This window comes from Pelagibacterium sediminicola (assembly GCF_003390885.1).
In the GTDB taxonomy this organism is placed as follows: domain Bacteria; phylum Pseudomonadota; class Alphaproteobacteria; order Rhizobiales; family Devosiaceae; genus Pelagibacterium; species Pelagibacterium sediminicola.
The window spans coordinates 124,068-140,274 of sequence record NZ_QMEL01000004.1 but is presented as its reverse complement, the minus strand read 5'-3'; the positions used below and the strand labels follow the sequence as shown (position 1 = coordinate 140,274).

At 62.9% G+C, this 16,207-nt stretch carries 17 protein-coding genes and 1 other RNA gene; 11 read left to right on the top strand and 7 right to left on the bottom strand.

The window, feature by feature from the left end:
* Window positions 1-104 precede the first annotated feature (104 nt).
* Window positions 105-248: a hypothetical protein gene (locus DQG18_RS16055; protein ID WP_157970078.1), complete on the top strand. Its 144-nt coding sequence runs from the start codon at window positions 105-107 to the stop codon at window positions 246-248.
* Window positions 249-521: 273 nt separating this feature from the next.
* Here DQG18_RS16055 and DQG18_RS09015 read toward each other — a convergent pair whose 3' ends face one another.
* Complete coding sequence (locus tag DQG18_RS09015) at window positions 522-1,391, bottom strand: 50S ribosomal protein L11 methyltransferase (RefSeq protein WP_157970077.1); 870 nt, start codon at window positions 1,389-1,391, stop codon at window positions 522-524.
* 252 nt (window positions 1,392-1,643) lie between these two features.
* On the opposite strand from DQG18_RS09015, the gene DQG18_RS09010 reads away from it, so the two are divergent.
* On the top strand, window positions 1,644-2,042 hold the full coding sequence (locus DQG18_RS09010; RefSeq protein ID WP_116654030.1) for a DoxX family protein: 399 nt from the start codon (window positions 1,644-1,646) through the stop codon (window positions 2,040-2,042).
* 97 nt (window positions 2,043-2,139) lie between these two features.
* Here DQG18_RS09010 and DQG18_RS16050 read toward each other — a convergent pair whose 3' ends face one another.
* Both DQG18_RS16050 and DQG18_RS09005 read right to left on the bottom strand, forming a co-directional pair.
* A complete protein-coding gene (locus DQG18_RS16050; RefSeq protein ID WP_157970076.1) occupies window positions 2,140-2,289 on the bottom strand; it encodes a hypothetical protein in 150 nt (49 codons plus the stop codon).
* Between the two features lie 188 nt (window positions 2,290-2,477).
* Entirely contained in the window at window positions 2,478-4,802 is a 2,325-nt protein-coding gene (locus DQG18_RS09005) for an ATP-dependent helicase (RefSeq protein WP_116653932.1), read from the bottom strand.
* Window positions 4,803-5,152: 350 nt separating this feature from the next.
* Here DQG18_RS09005 and DQG18_RS09000 point away from each other — a divergent pair, with 350 nt between their 5' ends.
* Window positions 5,153-8,764 (top strand): AsmA family protein, encoded by a 3,612-nt coding sequence (locus DQG18_RS09000; RefSeq protein WP_116653931.1) that lies wholly within the window; start codon window positions 5,153-5,155, stop codon window positions 8,762-8,764.
* A gap of 175 nt (window positions 8,765-8,939) precedes the next feature.
* Here DQG18_RS09000 and DQG18_RS08995 read toward each other — a convergent pair whose 3' ends face one another.
* The 3 genes from DQG18_RS08995 to ssrA form a co-directional block, all read right to left on the bottom strand.
* Window positions 8,940-9,158: a ribbon-helix-helix domain-containing protein gene (locus DQG18_RS08995; RefSeq protein ID WP_116653930.1), complete on the bottom strand. Its 219-nt coding sequence runs from the start codon at window positions 9,156-9,158 to the stop codon at window positions 8,940-8,942.
* A gap of 3 nt (window positions 9,159-9,161) precedes the next feature.
* Window positions 9,162-9,644 (bottom strand): SspB family protein, encoded by a 483-nt coding sequence (locus DQG18_RS08990; RefSeq protein WP_116653929.1) that lies wholly within the window; start codon window positions 9,642-9,644, stop codon window positions 9,162-9,164.
* An 84-nt stretch (window positions 9,645-9,728) separates the two neighbouring features.
* Window positions 9,729-10,088: a transfer-messenger RNA gene (ssrA, locus tag DQG18_RS08985) on the bottom strand.
* A gap of 24 nt (window positions 10,089-10,112) precedes the next feature.
* Between ssrA and DQG18_RS08980 the strand changes: the two genes are divergently transcribed.
* From DQG18_RS08980 to DQG18_RS08945, 8 genes are all read left to right on the top strand, one after another.
* Window positions 10,113-10,460 carry a type II toxin-antitoxin system RelE/ParE family toxin gene (locus DQG18_RS08980; RefSeq protein ID WP_116653928.1) on the top strand — a complete coding sequence of 116 codons (348 nt, stop codon included), beginning with the start codon at window positions 10,113-10,115 and terminating at the stop codon, window positions 10,458-10,460.
* On the top strand, window positions 10,457-10,750 hold the full coding sequence (nadS, locus tag DQG18_RS08975) for a NadS family protein (protein ID WP_116653927.1): 294 nt from the start codon (window positions 10,457-10,459) through the stop codon (window positions 10,748-10,750). Before DQG18_RS08980 ends, nadS begins: the two co-directional genes overlap by 4 nt.
* 40 nt (window positions 10,751-10,790) lie before the next feature.
* A complete protein-coding gene (locus DQG18_RS08970) occupies window positions 10,791-11,585 on the top strand; it encodes a thymidylate synthase (RefSeq protein ID WP_116653926.1) in 795 nt (264 codons plus the stop codon).
* A gap of 43 nt (window positions 11,586-11,628) precedes the next feature.
* On the top strand, window positions 11,629-12,108 hold the full coding sequence (locus DQG18_RS08965) for a GNAT family N-acetyltransferase (protein WP_116653925.1): 480 nt from the start codon (window positions 11,629-11,631) through the stop codon (window positions 12,106-12,108).
* Window positions 12,105-12,617 (top strand): dihydrofolate reductase, encoded by a 513-nt coding sequence (locus DQG18_RS08960; protein WP_116653924.1) that lies wholly within the window; start codon window positions 12,105-12,107, stop codon window positions 12,615-12,617. Before DQG18_RS08965 ends, DQG18_RS08960 begins: the two co-directional genes overlap by 4 nt.
* A gap of 95 nt (window positions 12,618-12,712) precedes the next feature.
* On the top strand, window positions 12,713-13,813 hold the full coding sequence (hflK, locus tag DQG18_RS08955; RefSeq protein ID WP_116653923.1) for an FtsH protease activity modulator HflK: 1,101 nt from the start codon (window positions 12,713-12,715) through the stop codon (window positions 13,811-13,813).
* The gene (gene hflC / locus DQG18_RS08950; protein WP_116653922.1) at window positions 13,813-14,880 is read left to right on the top strand and encodes a protease modulator HflC; all 1,068 of its coding nucleotides are present in this window, start codon (window positions 13,813-13,815) and stop codon (window positions 14,878-14,880) included. Before hflK ends, hflC begins: the two co-directional genes overlap by 1 nt.
* Window positions 14,881-14,954: 74 nt before the next feature.
* Complete coding sequence (locus tag DQG18_RS08945) at window positions 14,955-15,140, top strand: DUF2065 family protein (protein ID WP_116653921.1); 186 nt, start codon at window positions 14,955-14,957, stop codon at window positions 15,138-15,140.
* 188 nt (window positions 15,141-15,328) lie between these two features.
* Here DQG18_RS08945 and serB read toward each other — a convergent pair whose 3' ends face one another.
* A complete protein-coding gene (gene serB / locus DQG18_RS08940; protein ID WP_116653920.1) occupies window positions 15,329-16,204 on the bottom strand; it encodes a phosphoserine phosphatase SerB in 876 nt (291 codons plus the stop codon).
* Between the last annotated feature and the right edge of the window lie 3 nt (window positions 16,205-16,207).

Below are 16,207 nucleotides of genomic sequence, written 5' to 3'. Positions count from 1 at the left end.
AGGTCTGCCTTTTTGCCCCTAACCGAACGGGGCGGAACAGCCTATCTATCATACGCAACAGGCGAGTGAAATTTTTTACTCGGTAGATCAGGAGTGTGTGGACAATGGCTGAAGACAAGAGTCTTTTTCGCAGGGCACTGGATGCGATGGTCGAGGCCCGCAGCCGCGAGGCGGCGCGCCAGATCGACCGCTATGCACGGGTTTACGGCTGCGATTTCGGCGCATCCAGAAAGGCGACAGCCGAATAGGCTGTTCTTTCTGTAACGACAAAGCCCCGATGGCTCGCCAGCCGTTGGGGTTTTTTGTTGGGCGGTGTGCTGCCGGGGTGGGCAATCGCATATACTTCGGCTTTCGCCGAATCCCCCCTCCCAGCCTCCCCCACAAGGGGGGAGGTGTTGGCCTTGTGCGTAGGGAGCACCCGGGAAAAGGAAGTACCCTCCCCTTGATGGGGAGGGTTGGGGAGGGGTGAAGCCACAAGCGCAAATCCATATACTATCGCACCGATAGAATCGTGACGGACTTCACGCCTTTTCCAGCACCAGCGTCGACCAGTCCTTGCGCACGATATGATCGCGCAGGATCATGCCGTACTCGGCGTAAGCGGCCAGGACCTTTTCGGCCTGCGTGCTGAGCAGGCCCGAGAGGATGATGGCGGCGCCTTGTTCTGCGATACGTCCGATGCCCGGGGCCAGCGTGATGAGTGGGGCGGCGAGGATATTGGCGATGATGAGGTCGTAGGGTGCGTTGCCTGCGATGGTCTGGTGGTCGAGCCCTTCGGCATCGACATCGAGCACCAGATGGCCGACGCCGTTGAGGCGAGCGTTGTTGCGGGCGGTGTCGACGGCCACGGGATCGATGTCCGAGGCGATGACGGGCACGCGGCGTTGCTTGGCAACCGCGATGGCAAGGATGCCGGTGCCGGTGCCCACATCGATGGGGCGGAGAGGCTTTTTGCGTTGCAGCACCAGTTCGATGGCTTCAAGACAGCCAGTGGTGGTTTCGTGATGGCCGGTGCCGAAGGCCTGCGCCGCGTCGATCCTGATGGCGACGACACCTTCGGGGGGCGCCTCGGTTTCGTGGCTGCCATAGATGTAAAAACCACCCGCCAAGACCGGCTTGAGCCCTTCGAGCGATTTGCCCACCCAGTCGGCGTTTTCATCGATGGGGGCAACCGAAAAGCCGATCTCGCCGCCGAGCACCGATTTGGCCAGCGCCTGGAACGCCCCAATGTCGGGCGGGCTATCGCAGGTGGCCTCGAACACCCATTCGCCGGTTTCCTCGTTCTCGTGGGCCGAGGCGGTGAGCGCCAGATCCTCGTGCTCCATCACCGCATCGACAAGCGCATAGGCCTGATCCTTGGTCAGCGGGGTCGAAATCTGGTCCTGGGGCATGGCGAGCATCCTTGATGGTTGCGGGCCTTGTGCGATTACATGTTAACCGAGTCAATATTGGCGAGGGCGTTCCCTTGACGGACCCGGCCTCATGTTCTCTATTCGTTCGGAGAGTCGCTACCAGTATCGGGGGAACCCGCAAAGGAGGGGGCGAACCGAGCTATGGATAAGGGCGGCCAGACAGCGATATGGTTGCCGCAGGTGGGTTTGGCAGGATCGTCCACTGCCAAGGCTTTGCTGAAAGGTGCCGAGATGATTGTCAGGATCGTTTATTGGGCCAGCACAGTTCTGTTTCTGGCCTTTTATGCCTTTAGTGTTTTCAACTATATCACCATGCCCGCCGAGTCGGCGGCGGGATACGCCGCGGTCGGGTATCCGGGCTACCTTGTCCCGGTCATGATCTACGTCAAGATCGCAGGCATTCTGGCAGTTCTCGTGCGGCGGCCCGTGTGGCTGGCGCAACTGGCCTATGCCGGGTTTTTCTACCATCTCCTGCTGGCCATAAGCGCCCATATCTCGTCGGGCGTTCCGGGCTTTGAGATCGGCGTTGTGCTGCTGGTGCTGATGCTGCTGTCCTGGGCCACGCAAAATGCGGCGCGCATGCCGGACGCCGCCTACGTGCCGGACTGGGCGAAGAATTTCACCAAGTAGCCGGCGCGGCGGGGCCTCACGGATCGCGCGCGATACGAGGCGCCGGGGCTGGTGCGTTTCGGATTCCGGCCTGGCTGAATGAAGGCCGGGCCGGGGATCAGGACGTAAAGAACATGATGGCGTAGTAGGTGAGGCGCTCGCAGATGAAATAGACGCCGGCCAGCATCAGGAGGATCTGAAGGAATTTAAGGGTTGCCTTCTTGATGTCCGTGGGCTCGTTGCCATCGGACTTCTGCGGAACGTTCATTGCCTGCCTCTTTTTTTCGTTGCTGGCCCGTGAGCGGGAACTTTACGTATCCCGATTACCGGCAGCAATCTGGAACAGGGTAATATGAGCGGGTTCATGCGGCCTTAACGCGGGGCAGGCCCAGCGGCGGCGTTCGGGCGTCAGCGTCGAGGCGTCGTTGAGGGTGGATTTTTAAGGATGCGACGGGGTCATCCCCGTTTCACGAAGCTGTCGAGTACCTTTTTTGGCCCTGCTTTCTCGAAGTCGATGGAGAGCTTGTTGCCCTCGGCGGCGGTGACGGTGCCGTAGCCGAATTTCAGGTGAAAGACGCGTTCGCCGATCCCGTAGGCGGCCGATGGGCCTGACGAGCGCGCGACGAGATCGCCTTCGATGGTGAGGGGGCCGGGGCTCTTGCGCGATTGCTGCTGGCGCTGGGCGCGTTGCCAGCCCGGCGTCTCATAGACGCTCTCGAAGGGATCGCGGGCATCGAAGCGGGTCGCGGCGCGGCCACCATAGGAATAGCCGCCATAGGATGAGCCGGTGTCCTTGACCTCGACGGCCTCGGTGGGAAGTTCATCGAGAAAGCGCGAGGGGATGGCCGATTGCCAGAGGCCGTGGATGCGGCGGTTCTGGGCAAGGCTGATATGGCAGCGTTTGCGCGCGCGGGTGATGCCGACATAGGCGAGACGGCGTTCTTCCTCCAGCCCGGCAAGGCCGGTTTCATCGAGCGAGCGCTGATGGGGAAATAGGCCCTCTTCCCAGCCGGGAAGAAAGACGGTGTTGAACTCCAGCCCCTTGGCCGAGTGTAGCGTCATGATCGAAACGGCGTCGCTGGCGTCGCCGGTGTCGCGATCCATGACCAGCGCGATGTGTTCGAGAAAGCCGCCAAGGTTCTCGAATTCTTCCATCGAGCGGATAAGTTCCTTCAAGTTTTCCAGTCGCCCCGGCGCATCGGCGCTCTTGTCGTTCTGCCACATGGCAGTGTAGCCGGATTCATCGAGGATCTGCTCGGCCAACTCGAAATGGGGAATGGCGCGCAATCGTTCGGCCCAGTCGTCGAACTGGCGAACCAGATCGCGGAACGTCGCGCGTTGCCTGGGCTTGAGTTCCTCGGTGTCGATAAGGTCGCGGATGGTTGCGAGCTTGGGTTTTCCCACGGTGCGCGATGTCTGGTTGACGATCTGGGTCGCGGCATCGCCGAGCCCGCGCTTGGGCACGTTGATGATGCGGTCCAGCGCGAGATCGTCATCGGGGTTGGCGACGATGCGCAGATAGGCCAGCGCGTCGCGGATTTCCCGGCGCTCGTAAAAGCGCGGGCCGCCGATGACGCGGTAGTTGAGGCCGAGCGTGATGAAGCGTTCCTCGAACTCGCGCATCTGGAAGGAGGCGCGCACGAGGATAGCCATGTCGTTCAACTGGTCGCCCTGGCGCTGATACTGCTCGATGTTCTCGCCGATATGGCGGGCTTCTTCTTCCGAATCCCAGACCGAGGTGACGGTGATGGGATCGCCCTTTTCGCCCACATCGGTCTGCAGCGTCTTGCCGAGGCGGGATTCGTTGTGGGCGATGAGATGCGAGGCGGCGGAAAGGATGTTGGACGTCGAGCGGTAATTGCGTTCGAGCTTGATGACCTTTGCGCCGGGAAAATCCTTCTCGAAGCGCAGGATGTTGTCCACTTCCGCGCCGCGCCAGCCATAGATCGACTGGTCGTCGTCGCCCACAACGCAGATATTGGCCTGGGTCCGGCCATCACGGCTTTGCGCTAGCAGGCGCAGCCAGAGATATTGGGCGGTGTTGGAATCCTGATATTCATCGACCAGCATATAGCGGAAGCGGTCGTGATACTGCTTGAGGACTTCGGGGTTTTCCTTGAACAGCCGGATGTTTTCGAGCAGCAGGTCCCCGAAATCGGCGGCGTTGAGGGTTTTGAGGCGCGCCTGATAATCGGCGTAGAGTTTTTGGCCCTTGCCGTTGGCGAAAAATCCCGCATCGGCGGCTGAAAGGTCCTGGGGCAGCAACCCGCGGTTCTTCCAGTTGTCGAGCATGCCGGCGAACTGGCGGGCGGGCCAGCGCTTTTCATCAATATTTTCGGCCTCGATCAGCTGCTTGACGAGGCGGATCTGGTCGTCGGTATCAAGGATCGTGAAGTCGGGGCGCAGGCCGACCAGTTCGGCGTGGCGCCTGAGGATGCGCGCGCCGATGGAGTGGAAGGTGCCCAGCCAAGGCATCCCCTCGACCGATGCGCCGACGAGGTTGGCGATACGATCTTTCATCTCGCGGGCCGCCTTATTGGTGAAGGTGACGGCGAGAATCTGGCGTCCATAGGCAAGGCGCGAGGCAAGGATATGGGCGATGCGGGTGGTCAGAACCCGCGTCTTGCCCGTGCCCGCGCCGGCAAGGACGAGCAAGGGCCCTTCGGTGGTCAGTACCGCATCGCGCTGTTCCTCATTGAGCCCTTCGAGATAGGCCGGTGCGCGGCTGGCGAACTGGCTGGTGATCGGGCCGGAGGGGCGATGGGGGGGGACGGAAGTCATATGGCCGGGTGCTTTTCCTGCGCGCGAATCTCTTTTTGTTCTCAAGGGGAATATATAGGGTGCGTCAAGGGAAATGTATATGCGGGGGAAAGACCGGCTTGCGCCGGACCCCCCTCCCAGCCTCCCCCACAAGGGGGGTGCCGGCCTTGTGGGTTGGAGCGTGCCGAGCAAAGGATGCACCCTCCCCTTGATGGGGAGGGCTGGGGAGGGGTGACGCCGAGGCCGCCGGGCATTCCGGCCCCGCCACAAAATTCTTGCTTTCGGACTGCGTAATGCCGGGTGACGCAGGCGATTGTTATGCCTAATGTTCCGAGCGTGTTTCGGATGCCGGAGAAGGGGCAGGGGTCGTCTTGGCCAATCGCATCTATATTGCCGTGGGGCTGGTGGCGATCCTGATCATGGGGGCGGCGTTCATCGTGCCGTGGCTGATCGACTGGAACAGCTACAAGGTGCGCATGGAGGAGATGACGGCGCAGGCGCTCGGGATCGAGGTGGCGATCGAGGGCGATCTCGATTTCGTTCTGCTGCCCCAGCCGCGCATGCGGATCGAGGGGGTGCGGCTGGGGCCGGCCACCCATCCGCTGGCCGAAGCGCAATATGTCGAGGCCGATTTCTCGCTGATGGATTTTTTGCGCGACCGGTTCAGCGTCACCCAATTGCGGCTGGCGGGCCCCCATATCAACCTCACGATCGGCGAGACGGGGCATATCGAAACCCCGATCACGCTGGCCGAAACGGCGCATGCCTCCAATGTCTCGATCGCCTCGGCGCGGTTCGAGGACGCGATCGTTACGGTTACCGATATGCGCAGCGGGCAAAGCCGGGCGGTAACGGGTTTTGCGGGCGACATGCGGATGACCGGGACGCGCGGGCCGTTCGCGCTGCAGGGGGAAGGGGAATTCGAGGGCGGCGATTACGCCATCCGGATCGCGACCTCGGCGATGAATGCGGAAGGGCACATGCAGGTCACCAGCTTCCTGCGCCCGGCGGACGGGGGGTATTCGGTTTCGCTCGACGGGCTATTGCGCACGGGCGCCGACCCGGTGTTCGAGGGGCAGGGCGTTTTCCGGCAGCCGGTGGACAGCGAGGACGGGGTTGCGGGCGATCTGGTGCTTTCGAGCCCGGTGACGGCAACGACCGCTGAAGTCCTGCTGCCCGGGTTCACCTTCCTACCCAATGAGGACCAGGCGGCGACGCGGATGACCGGGTCGGCTTCGGTGACGCTGGGCGCCCAGCCCCGGTTCAATGCGGTGGTGTCGGGTGGGGTGGTGACGCTTTTGCCCCGGCAGGCGGTTGAGGACGCCTTGCAGCCCTATGAACTGGTGCGGATGCTGAGGGAAATGCCCCAGCCGGTTCTCCCGCCCCTGCCGGGGCGGATCGGGGTGGACATCAACGAACTGGTGCTGCGCGGAACGGGACTGCGCGAAGTGCGGCTCGATGCGGTGACCAATGGCGAATTGTGGCGCATCGAGGAGTTTTCGGGGCGTCTGGCGGGCGATACGACGTTGCGGCTCGAGGGGACGCTGGGGCGGCAGGCGGGGTGGCCCGCGTTCGATGGCAGGATCGATGTGAGCGCGCGGCGGCTCGATGCGCTTTCGCTGCTGTGGCGGCGGACCGCGGAGGGCAATCCGCTATTCAACATGCCGGGGCAGTTGACGGGCGATGTGCACATGACCAACGGGGCGCTGCGGCTGAGCAACGGGTTGTTCTTGCTGGACGGGTCAAGCCACGATCTGGCGGCCCATATGCGGTTCGGGGAGCAGCCGTCGCTCGAGGTCGATGCACGGCTCTCGCGGCTCGATGCCAACCGGAGCGCGGCGCTGCTGGCGTTGTTGCCGCCGGTCGATCCGGCGGGCCCGTTCGGGCTGAGCTTTCCGCAAGGGCGGCTCGATCTGGCCGCCGAGGGCGGGGTTTTCGCGGGGCTTCCATTTTCCGATGTTACGCTGGGGCTCGATTGGGGCGAGGGGCGATTGTCGCTCGGCGAGATCGGCATCGGGGATTTCGGCGGGGCGGGTTTCGATGGTTGGGTGGAACTGGGCGGAACGCTCGATGCACCGGTGGTCTGGGGCAGCGGGGAGCTTTCACTGGCGCGCAATGGCGCGGCGCTGGCCCGCGTGCCGGGGCTCGATGCGGGGCCGCTGGCGCGGGCCGTTGCGGGCAGCCTTCCGGCCAATCTGCATCTCGTGCTGGGCGAGCCGGCGCGCGAGGGCAGCCAGGCGCTGACGCTGGAGGGCCGGGCAGGGCAGGCCGACATATGGCTTTCGGCCGACATTGCCGGCGGTGCCGGAAAATTCGGGCAGGGTCGCACCGCGTTTGCCTTCGAGGCGGCGGCGGAGAGCGGGGCGGAATTGATGACCCAGTTGGGGCTCGCGCCAGTGATCGCGGGCGAGGATGGAGCACTGCTGACGCTATCGGGGGACGGCAACCCCGCAGCGAGCATGGAAGTGGAAATGACGCTGGAAGGGGGCGGGGAGCGGATCGATTTTACCGGAAGGGTGGTGACCTCGGACCTTATGGCGCCCAGCGGGCAGGGCATGACCTCGTTCCTTTTCACCGACGTTTCGGCGCTGGCCGAATTAGCGGGCGCGCCGGGGATCTGGTTTCCGGGGGTGGAGGGGCAGGCCGAGATCGCCTTTGCGGGCAGTCAGAGCGTGGCGCTGACCAATATCGCCGGGTTTGTGGGCGAGGGAAGCGTTGCGGGCGATCTCAACTATGCAGCGCAGAGCAATTCGGCGCTGGTGTCGGGGGCGTTGCGGCTCGATGCGCTCGATCTCGATACGCTTCTGGCGATGACGGGCGGCCCCGCCGCAACCATCCGCTCGGCGGAGGGGGGGTGGGCCGACGGCCCGCTCGATCCCGGCCAGACCGCGCGCAGGGCGCGGGGGCGCATCGCCATGACCGCGCCGGAGCTGAGGGCCGGGGAGCGGGTGCTGCTCGAAGCGCTGGCCTTCGATTATGCATGGGATAACGAGGCAACGCGGCTGCGGGGGCTGATGGGCGAGATCGGCGGGGGCACGCTGGAACTCGATGCGGCACTTTGTTGCGCCTCGGTGCTGGCGGACAAGAGCCTTACGGGGCGGTTCTCGCTCAACGGGGTGGCGCTCGATGCGCTGGTGGAGGGCGCGCCGGCCGACGTGCTGGATGGCACGGTGACGGCGGGCGGAGAGTTCCACGCCAATGGTGACAGTTTTCGCGCGCTGGTGGGGGGGCTAACCGGGAGTGGTTCGATCTCGGTTGCCGGCCTTTCGATCGCGCGGACCTCGCCGGACGTTTTCGCGCGGGCTGCGGGGCTCGAAAACATCATTGAACTCGAACCTGAGACGCTGGAGGCGATCGTTGTCGAGGCGCTGGATGGGGGGCCGTTCGTCGCCAATGAGGCGGGGAGCCTTTATTCGCTGACCGGGGGGACGGTACGGATATCGAACGTCGTGATCGAAGGGGCTGGGGCGCGGCTCGTGGGCGGCGGAAGTCTCGCGCTGGGCGACCTTTCCACTAGCAGCGACTGGACGCTGGCGCTGACCCGGCCGGTGGGCGGGAATGAATTGATCACCGAAACCACGGGCCGCGTCGGGATTTCGGTGAGCGGGCCGTTGCGCGCGCCGGAGCGGACGCTGGACCTGACGCAGATGGTCGATGCGATCCAGATGCGGGCCTTCGAGATCGAACTCGATGAACTCGAACGCCTGCGCGCCGAACAGGAGGCGCGCCAGCGTGCCGCCGCCGAGGAACAGGCGCGGCTGATGGAGGAAGAAGCGCGGCGGCAGGCCGAGGAATTGCTGCGCCAGCAGCAGGAAGAGGCCGAGCGGCAGGAAGCGCAAGAGCGGCTGCGCCAGCTCGAGGAACTGGAAAGGCAATTGCAGGCACCGGAGCCGGTCCCGGATGCGCCTACTCCCACGCCGTCGATTCAGCAGATTCCGCCCGGGGCGCTGCAACTCGATCTCTTTTCAGCCGGGCAAAACTGAGCGGCGGGCGGAGTCGCGTTATTCGTCCCGTGGCGGCGTATGCCGCGAGATCGCGCTGGATTCCTGCAATAAATGCCGGAATGACAATTGTGTTTTTGGCAGGATCCGGCCCCCTTCGATGTCATCCCGGTATTTATTACCGGGAACCAGAGCCGGCGCTGCCGCAGGCGCCGGTTCAGGACCCGGATTCACTTTTCGCCATGTACCAATTGAGGATCGCCACGCGGACCGCCGAGGAGAGGTTGGCGCTGGCGCGGGTTTCGTCGATTTCGGCGATGAGGCGGGCGGTAGTGATGCCGCGTTCGGCGGCCATGCGCTCGAGCGCGTCCCAGAACTCGGGCTCGAGGGCCATCGAGGTGGGGTGACCGGCGATGGTCAGCGAGCGCTTCTGCAAGGGTTATTTCTTGCGGAAGGCGTCGAGGCTGACGACCTTTTCGCCCGAGGGTTCGGGGCTGGGATCGGGGTCGTTGTCATCGTCGGGATCGGCGGTGTCCACGATCGTCTCGACATGGGGCGAGGGCGCCTCGGCGACCTCGAACTGGATGCCGAACTGGACGGAGGGATCGAAAAAGCCCTTCATGGCTGAAAAGGGGATGACCAGGAGCTCGTTCTGGCCGTCAAAGGAAAGGCCGACCTCAAAGCCGGTATCGGTGACCTTCAAATCCCAGAACTGGTTCTGGAGGACGATGGTCATTTCCTTGTCGTACTGGGCGATGAGCCGCTGGCTGATGCGGACGCCGGGGGCCTGGGTGACAAAGGAGATGAAAAAGTGATGATCGCCGGGCAAACCCGTGCGCGCCACCTCGCCCAACACCTTCTTTACGACACCACGCAGGGCTTCTTGCGTGAGGATGTCGTAACGAATCTGGTCTTCGGCCATATGACGCGGCTCCCTACAGAAGAATCTCAAGTCCGCCCATAACAGCCTGACTTGCCCGCAAAATTCAAGTGAGATGGTAATGGAAGTGCAGGCTTCTGTTGCCAGGTGCCTGCGAACCCCGCCTACGCCCGGCTAGGAGCGAAGGGCTTTAAATTCCCAGTGCTGGCACCGCTTAAGCGGCGAGAGCGACCGGAGCCTTATGGTTGTCATTGGCAACTATAAGTTTTAGTCCGATAACGGTGGTACCATGCCGAGCGAAAGCACACCCTTTACGCCCTCGTCGATCCTGTTTCGCCCCCATAAGAATCCTCATTTTCGCGAGGATATTGGTGGAGGCGCCGGGTACTGCCCCCGGGTCCGATGGGTTTATTACGATGACAGTTTATCGCCATAGCCGTTGCCGGCAGGGCTAATATAGGGGTTGGCATCGGGGGTTGCAATATATACGGCTCAGCCGTATATTCAGCCATGCACGGCGTTGTCTTCACCCCGATTTTTCTGAGGCAGGCGGAACGCGAAGGCGTCGATGAAGAGACGTTGCTGGCGATTGCCGCCGCAATCGCTGCGAACCCGGAATCCGGCGATCTCATTGCGGGAACGGGGGGCGCGAGAAAGTTGCGTCATGGCGTTGCGGGCCGGGGGAAAAGCGGCGGATTGCGGTCCATCCATTATTTTGGTGGTGGCGATGTGCCGGTGTTTCTGCTCGCGATCTACGGCAAGGGCACGAAAGCCAATCTGAGCAAGGCGGAACGCAATCAACTTGCGGCGATCCTTCCAAGGATTGCCGATGCATATAGAAAACGAGACCGACGATGAGTGATTTTGGAAAAGAACTGCTGGAAAGCGCGCAGGAAGCATTGGACATTGCACAAGGGAAAGCCGCGCCCCCCAAGGCCGTGGCTGCCGAAGCGATCGATGTCGCCGCCATCCGGAAACGCTTGCGGCTTTCGCAGAACAAGTTTGCCGAGCGTTTTGGCCTCTCGGTCGCAACGGTGCGGGACTGGGAACAGAAACGGCGCGTTCCCGACCGGATAGCGGCCAATTTGTTACGCGTGATCGATCACGCTCCAGAGACCGTGCAGCGGGCGTTGGAAAAGGCGCATTGACGGGCGCGTAACCCGCAGAGAATCGGTATAGCTTTCCCCCATGAAGCAATATCTTGATCTTGTGCGCCATGTGATGGAGACCGGGGCCGACAAGTCCGACAGGACGGGCACGGGGACGCGGAGTGTTTTCGGGTATCAGATGCGGTTCGACCTTCAGGAAGGTTTTCCGCTGCTGACCACCAAGAAGCTCCACATCAAGTCCATCGTCTATGAGCTTTTGTGGTTCCTGCGTGGAGACACCAATGTGCGCTGGCTACAGGAGCGCGGCGTGCGCATCTGGGACGAGTGGGCGGACGAGAACGGCGATCTGGGGCCGGTCTATGGCAGCCAGTGGCGAAGCTGGCCCGCGCCCGATGGCGGGCATATCGACCAGATTTCCAATCTCGTTGAGCAGATCAGGACGCGGCCGGATTCGCGGCGGCATATCGTTACGGCCTGGAACCCGGCGGAAGTGGACAATATGGCGCTGCCGCCGTGCCATTGCCTGTTTCAGTTCTATGTGGCCGAGGGCAAGCTTTCCTGCCAGCTCTACCAGCGCTCGGCGGACATTTTTCTCGGCGTGCCGTTCAACATTGCCTCCTATGCGCTTTTGACGCACATGATCGCCGAGGTGACGGGGCTGGAGGTCGGCGATTTCGTCCACACCTTCGGGGATGCGCATATTTACTCCAACCATTTCGAGCAGGTGCGGCTGCAACTGACGCGGAGCCCGCGTCCGCTGTCGCGGCTGACGATAAAGACCAAAAGGGATTCGGTTTTCGATTTCGCGTTCGAGGATTTCGAGATCGAGGGCTATGACCCGCATCCGCACATCAAGGGAGAGGTGGCGGTATGAGGGATGCGTTTCCTATAGTGATGGACCAGCCGATAGAGGTTTCATGCCCCTGACAATCCGCCGCGCCGGGAAGAAGGATACGGCGCTGGTGCTCGAATTCATCATCAAGCTGGCCGAGTTCGAGAAACTGTTCGATGAGGTCGAGGCGAGCGAGGAGCAGATCGAGGCGGCGCTGTTCTGTGACGATCCCAAGGTCTTTTGCGATATCGCCGAGGTCAATGGCAGGCCGGCGGGGTTCGCGTTGTGGTTCTATACGTTTTCGACCTTTCAGGGAAAGCACGGCATCTGGCTCGAAGACCTTTACGTCGAGCCCGGCGTGCGCGGGAACGGGATCGGCAAGGCGCTGCTCACGCATCTGGCGAAACGCTGTATCGATGAGGAGCTGGGGCGGCTGAGCTGGTGGGTGCTCAACTGGAACGAGCACGCCATCGATTTCTACAAGGCCCATGGAGCGGTGCTGCATGACGAATGGACGACCTGCCGGGTGAGCGGACCGGAACTCGAGACGCTGGCGAAAGGATGAGCGGGGTGCGGATCTCGATGATCGCGGCGGTGGGGCGCAACGGGGCCATCGGATCGGGCGGCGCGCTGCCCTGGCGGTTGCCGAGCGATTTTGCGTTCTACAAGGCAACGACCATGGGCAAGCCGCTCGTCATGGGGCGCAAGACGTTCGAGAGCATCGGGCGTCCGCTGCCGGGGCGCACCAATATCGTCGTGACGCGGCAAAAGGATTACGCGCCCGAGGGTGTTGTCGTGGTGCCCTCGCTGGAAGCGGGGATCGAGCATGCAAAGGCAGTCGCGGCGCGGGACGGAGCGGACGAAATTTTCATAAACGGGGGCGGGGAGCTTTATGCCCAGGCCATGCCGGTGGCCAACAGGCTCTATATCACCCATGTCGATGCCGACCCTGAGGGTGACACGTTCTTTCCGGCGATCGATGAACGGCAATGGGACGGCAAGACGCTCGGCGAGGTCCGTCCGGATGTGCGCGACAGCGCGGCGTTCACGGTCGTTGTTTATGATCGCAAATGACGCATCGGCCCAGTTTTCATTGATCGGGCTGGCTCGCTTGCCTATATAACGTGCCACTATCAAAAAATACTTTCACGACAACCGAAAGGGACGAAATGCCGTGGGAAGATAACAAGGACCGCCGCGGCACCCGCAGCGGCGGCCCCTGGGGGCAAGCCCCCGGCGGGGGCGGAGGCGGCGGTGGACCCCGCCGGCCAAACGGCGGAGGGTTCGGCAACAACACGCCTAATCTCGAAGACATTCTCGCCCGTGGCCGCCAGCAATTCGGCGGCGGATTGCCCGGTGGGCGCTGGGCGCTGATCGGGGGCGTTGCCGCGCTGCTGATCTTCTGGGCCTCGAACGCCATCTATACCGTTGCGCCGCAGGAAGTGGGCGTGGAACTGCTGTTCGGCGAGCCCAAGGACGAACTTTCGCTTCCGGGCCTGCATTTTCACATGTGGCCGATCGAGCGCGTGGAAAAGGCTTCGACCACGGAAAACCAGACCCGTGTGGGTGCCAGCGGCTCGCGCGACGAGGGCCTGATGCTCTCGGGCGACCAGAACATCGTCAACATGAGCTTTTCGATTCTCTGGCGGATCGGCGACCCGCGCCTCTACCTGTTTGAGGTTCGCGACCCCGACGAGATGGTGCGGCAGGCAGCCGAGAGCGCGATGCGCGAAGTCGTGGGCCGGCGCACGGCGCAGGACGTCTTCCGTGACGACCGTGCCGGTATCGCCATCGAGGTGCAGCGCATCACCCAGCAGATTCTCGACAGCTACAATGTGGGCGTGAACATCTCCAACATCTCCATCGAAAACGTCGCGCCGCCGACCGAGGTGGCCGATGCGTTCGACGAAGTGCAGCGCGCGCTGCAGGACGAAGACCGCTTCCAGGAAGAAGCCCGGCAATACGCCAACACCCTTCTGGGTAGCGCGCGTGGTCAGGCGGCTTCGATCCGCGAGGAAGCCGCGGCCTATCGCGACCGGGTGATCAACGAATCGCAGGGTCAGGCCGCGCGTTTCGTTGCCGTTTACAACGAATACCGCAACGCGCCGGAAGTCACGCGCCAGCGTATCTTCCTTGAAACGATGGAAGAAGTCCTTGGCGGCGCCAACAAGCTGCTCGTGGAAGGCGGGGCATCGGGGTCGGGGGTCATCCCTTATCTGCCGTTGCCCGAATTGCGCGGTTCAAACCAGCCCGGCGGAGGTAACCTCTGATGAACAGGCTCGTAATCGTAATCGTCGCACTGGTCCTGGCAGCCTATGTGCTGTTCTCCTCGCTGTTCATCGTCAACGAACGCGAACAGGTCATCGTCACCCGCTTCGGCGAGATCACGCGGGAAATCCGCGATCCGGGCATCTATTTCAAGATCCCGACCGACTTCATCGAAACCGTTCAGTATATCGACAAGCGCCTGCTGCGCTACGACCTCGAGCGTATTCGCCTGCAGGTCTCGGGCGGCCAGTTCTATGTCGTGGACGCGTTCATTACCTACCGCATCGAGGACCCGACCCGGTTCCGTCAATCGGTGCTCGGCAGCTTGCAGCTTGCCGAACAGCGCATTGCGACCCGTTTCGAATCCGCGCTGCGCGGGGTCTACGGCCTGCGTGAATTCGACGCCGCGCTCTCCGAGCAGCGGTCCGAGATGATGCGCGAAGCCCGCGATCTGGTTGCCGCAGATATGGTGGAACTGGGCATCACGGTGGTCGATGTGCGCATTCTCGTCACCGACCTCACGCCGGAAGTCTCCCAGCAGACCTATGAGCGGATGAAGGCCGAACGTCTTGCCGAAGCGGCGCTGTTGCGCGCGCGCGGTCAGGAGCAGGCGCAGATCTTGCGGGCTATCGCCGACCGCCAGGCAGTGGAGATCGTTTCCGCGGCCAATCGCGATAGCGAAATCATCCGTGGTGAGGGTGATGCGGAACGCAACCGCATCTATGCCGAGGCCTATACCCAGGACGAGGCGTTCTTTGAGTTCTTCCGGTCGATGGAAGCGTATCGGACGGCGCTGGACGACGGGAGCACCACCATGCTGCTCTCGCCGGATTCGGCCTTCTTCCGGTTCTTCGGTGCAGAGGGCACGCTGCCCGAATTCCCCGCGCCGACCGCCGCTCCGATCGACATCGGAGTGGAAGGGCCGAGCGAGCAGCCGATCGATCCCGAGGAAATCGAAAACCTGCTGTCGACCGACAGCCTCGTCTCGGGCGAGGGGCCGGCCGGCGAGCCGCTCGACCTCGAAACGCTGATCGATGAGCCGCAGCCCGAAGAGGCTCCGGCCCAGTAAGAGCGCCAAGCGCGACAATCAGGGGCGCATCTTCGGGTGCGCCCCTTTTTTTGTGAAGCGGAGATTTATCTGCAATGACCGATCTTTTTGCCGCGCTGGCTTTGGCGCTGGTGCTTGAAGGGCTGCTCTACGCCGCGTTTCCCGAGCAGATGAAGCGCATGATCGCACAGGTACTGGAGATGCCCTCCCAGCACTTGCGCATGGGTGCGCTGGTGGTGGCGGGGGTGGGGTTGTTGCTGCTGGCGGTTGTGCGGATGTGAGGGCCTTGGGTGGTCGGGAGCGTTTCGACTTTTGACGGAAATGGCCAGCGTGTCTCCGTCGCTATCCCGGGCTCGACCCGGGATCCATAGCTAAACCATCCAACACGAAGGAATTTGTGGCATTGTCCCCGGCTTTCGCCGGGGCAGCAAAGGAGCTTGAGGCTGATTCCGGCAAAATCTGAAATGATCTAGCGGACGATCTCGTCGTCGCCATAACCCTGCAAATAGAGCAGCGCCGTGAGGTCGGCGTGGTCGATGCGGACTTCGGCGCGTTCGGCGACGGCGGGCTTTGCGTGGAGCGCGATGCCAAGTCCTGCGACTTCGAGCATGTCGAGATCGTTGGCACCGTCGCCCACGGCCAGCGTCTGGGCCTGGGTGATGTCGAGTTCGGCGACCAGCGCAAGCAGGCGGTTGCGCTTGGTATCCTTGTCGACGATGGGCTTTTCAACCGTGCCCGTGAGACGGTCCATATCGTCGAACAAAAGAACGTTGGCGACAGCCTCGTCAAAGCCGATGCGCTTGGCGAAATAATCGGCGAAAAGCGTGAAGCCGCCTGAAACGAGCGAGGTATAGGCGCCAAAAGCCTTCATGGTCTGGACCAGCGCGCGCCCACCGGGGGCCAGCGTGATGCGCTCGCGGCGGACCTCCTCGACCACCTTGCGCTCAAGGCCCTTAAGAAGCTTGACGCGGGTATCGAGCGCCTGCTCGAAATCGAGTTCGCCGCGCATGGCGCGTTCGGTGATCTCGGCGACCTGGGGCTTGATGCCCAGCGCGTCGGCAAGCTCATCGATACATTCCTGGTCGATCATGGTGGAATCCATGTCGGCGACCAGCAGCCGCTTGCGGCGGTTGGCGAGGGGGACGAGGGCGACATCGACAGGCAGGCTGGCGACCATTTCGCGGGCCATCGCCTCGGCCTTGGTGGCCTGCGGCCTCACGATCTCGCAGGCGATGCCTTGCGCAAGCCAGTTGATTTCGCCATGAACTTCCCTTTGCACCGCTTCGACAAGGGCGTGGGAAAGGGCCGGTTCATCGGGATCGGCAAGAAGGCACAGGACGGACATCGG

Excerpts from the sequence above, each read along its gene's own strand:
- DQG18_RS16055 (WP_157970078.1), top strand. The coding sequence starts at position 105 with ATGGCTGAAGACAAGAGTCTTTTTCGCAGGGCACTGGATGCGATGGTC.
- DQG18_RS09015 (WP_157970077.1), bottom strand. The coding sequence starts at position 1,391 with ATGCCCCAGGACCAGATTTCGACCCCGCTGACCAAGGATCAGGCCTAT.
- DQG18_RS09010 (WP_116654030.1), top strand. The coding sequence starts at position 1,644 with ATGATTGTCAGGATCGTTTATTGGGCCAGCACAGTTCTGTTTCTGGCC.
- DQG18_RS16050 (WP_157970076.1), bottom strand. The coding sequence starts at position 2,289 with ATGAACGTTCCGCAGAAGTCCGATGGCAACGAGCCCACGGACATCAAG.
- DQG18_RS09005 (WP_116653932.1), bottom strand. The coding sequence starts at position 4,802 with ATGACTTCCGTCCCCCCCCATCGCCCCTCCGGCCCGATCACCAGCCAG.
- DQG18_RS08990 (WP_116653929.1), bottom strand. The coding sequence starts at position 9,644 with ATGGCCGAAGACCAGATTCGTTACGACATCCTCACGCAAGAAGCCCTG.
- DQG18_RS08980 (WP_116653928.1), top strand. The coding sequence starts at position 10,113 with ATGCACGGCGTTGTCTTCACCCCGATTTTTCTGAGGCAGGCGGAACGC.
- nadS (WP_116653927.1), top strand. The coding sequence starts at position 10,457 with ATGAGTGATTTTGGAAAAGAACTGCTGGAAAGCGCGCAGGAAGCATTG.
- DQG18_RS08970 (WP_116653926.1), top strand. The coding sequence starts at position 10,791 with ATGAAGCAATATCTTGATCTTGTGCGCCATGTGATGGAGACCGGGGCC.
- DQG18_RS08965 (WP_116653925.1), top strand. The coding sequence starts at position 11,629 with ATGCCCCTGACAATCCGCCGCGCCGGGAAGAAGGATACGGCGCTGGTG.
- DQG18_RS08960 (WP_116653924.1), top strand. The coding sequence starts at position 12,105 with ATGAGCGGGGTGCGGATCTCGATGATCGCGGCGGTGGGGCGCAACGGG.
- hflK (WP_116653923.1), top strand. The coding sequence starts at position 12,713 with ATGCCGTGGGAAGATAACAAGGACCGCCGCGGCACCCGCAGCGGCGGC.
- hflC (WP_116653922.1), top strand. The coding sequence starts at position 13,813 with ATGAACAGGCTCGTAATCGTAATCGTCGCACTGGTCCTGGCAGCCTAT.
- DQG18_RS08945 (WP_116653921.1), top strand. The coding sequence starts at position 14,955 with ATGACCGATCTTTTTGCCGCGCTGGCTTTGGCGCTGGTGCTTGAAGGG.
- serB (WP_116653920.1), bottom strand. The coding sequence starts at position 16,204 with ATGTCCGTCCTGTGCCTTCTTGCCGATCCCGATGAACCGGCCCTTTCC.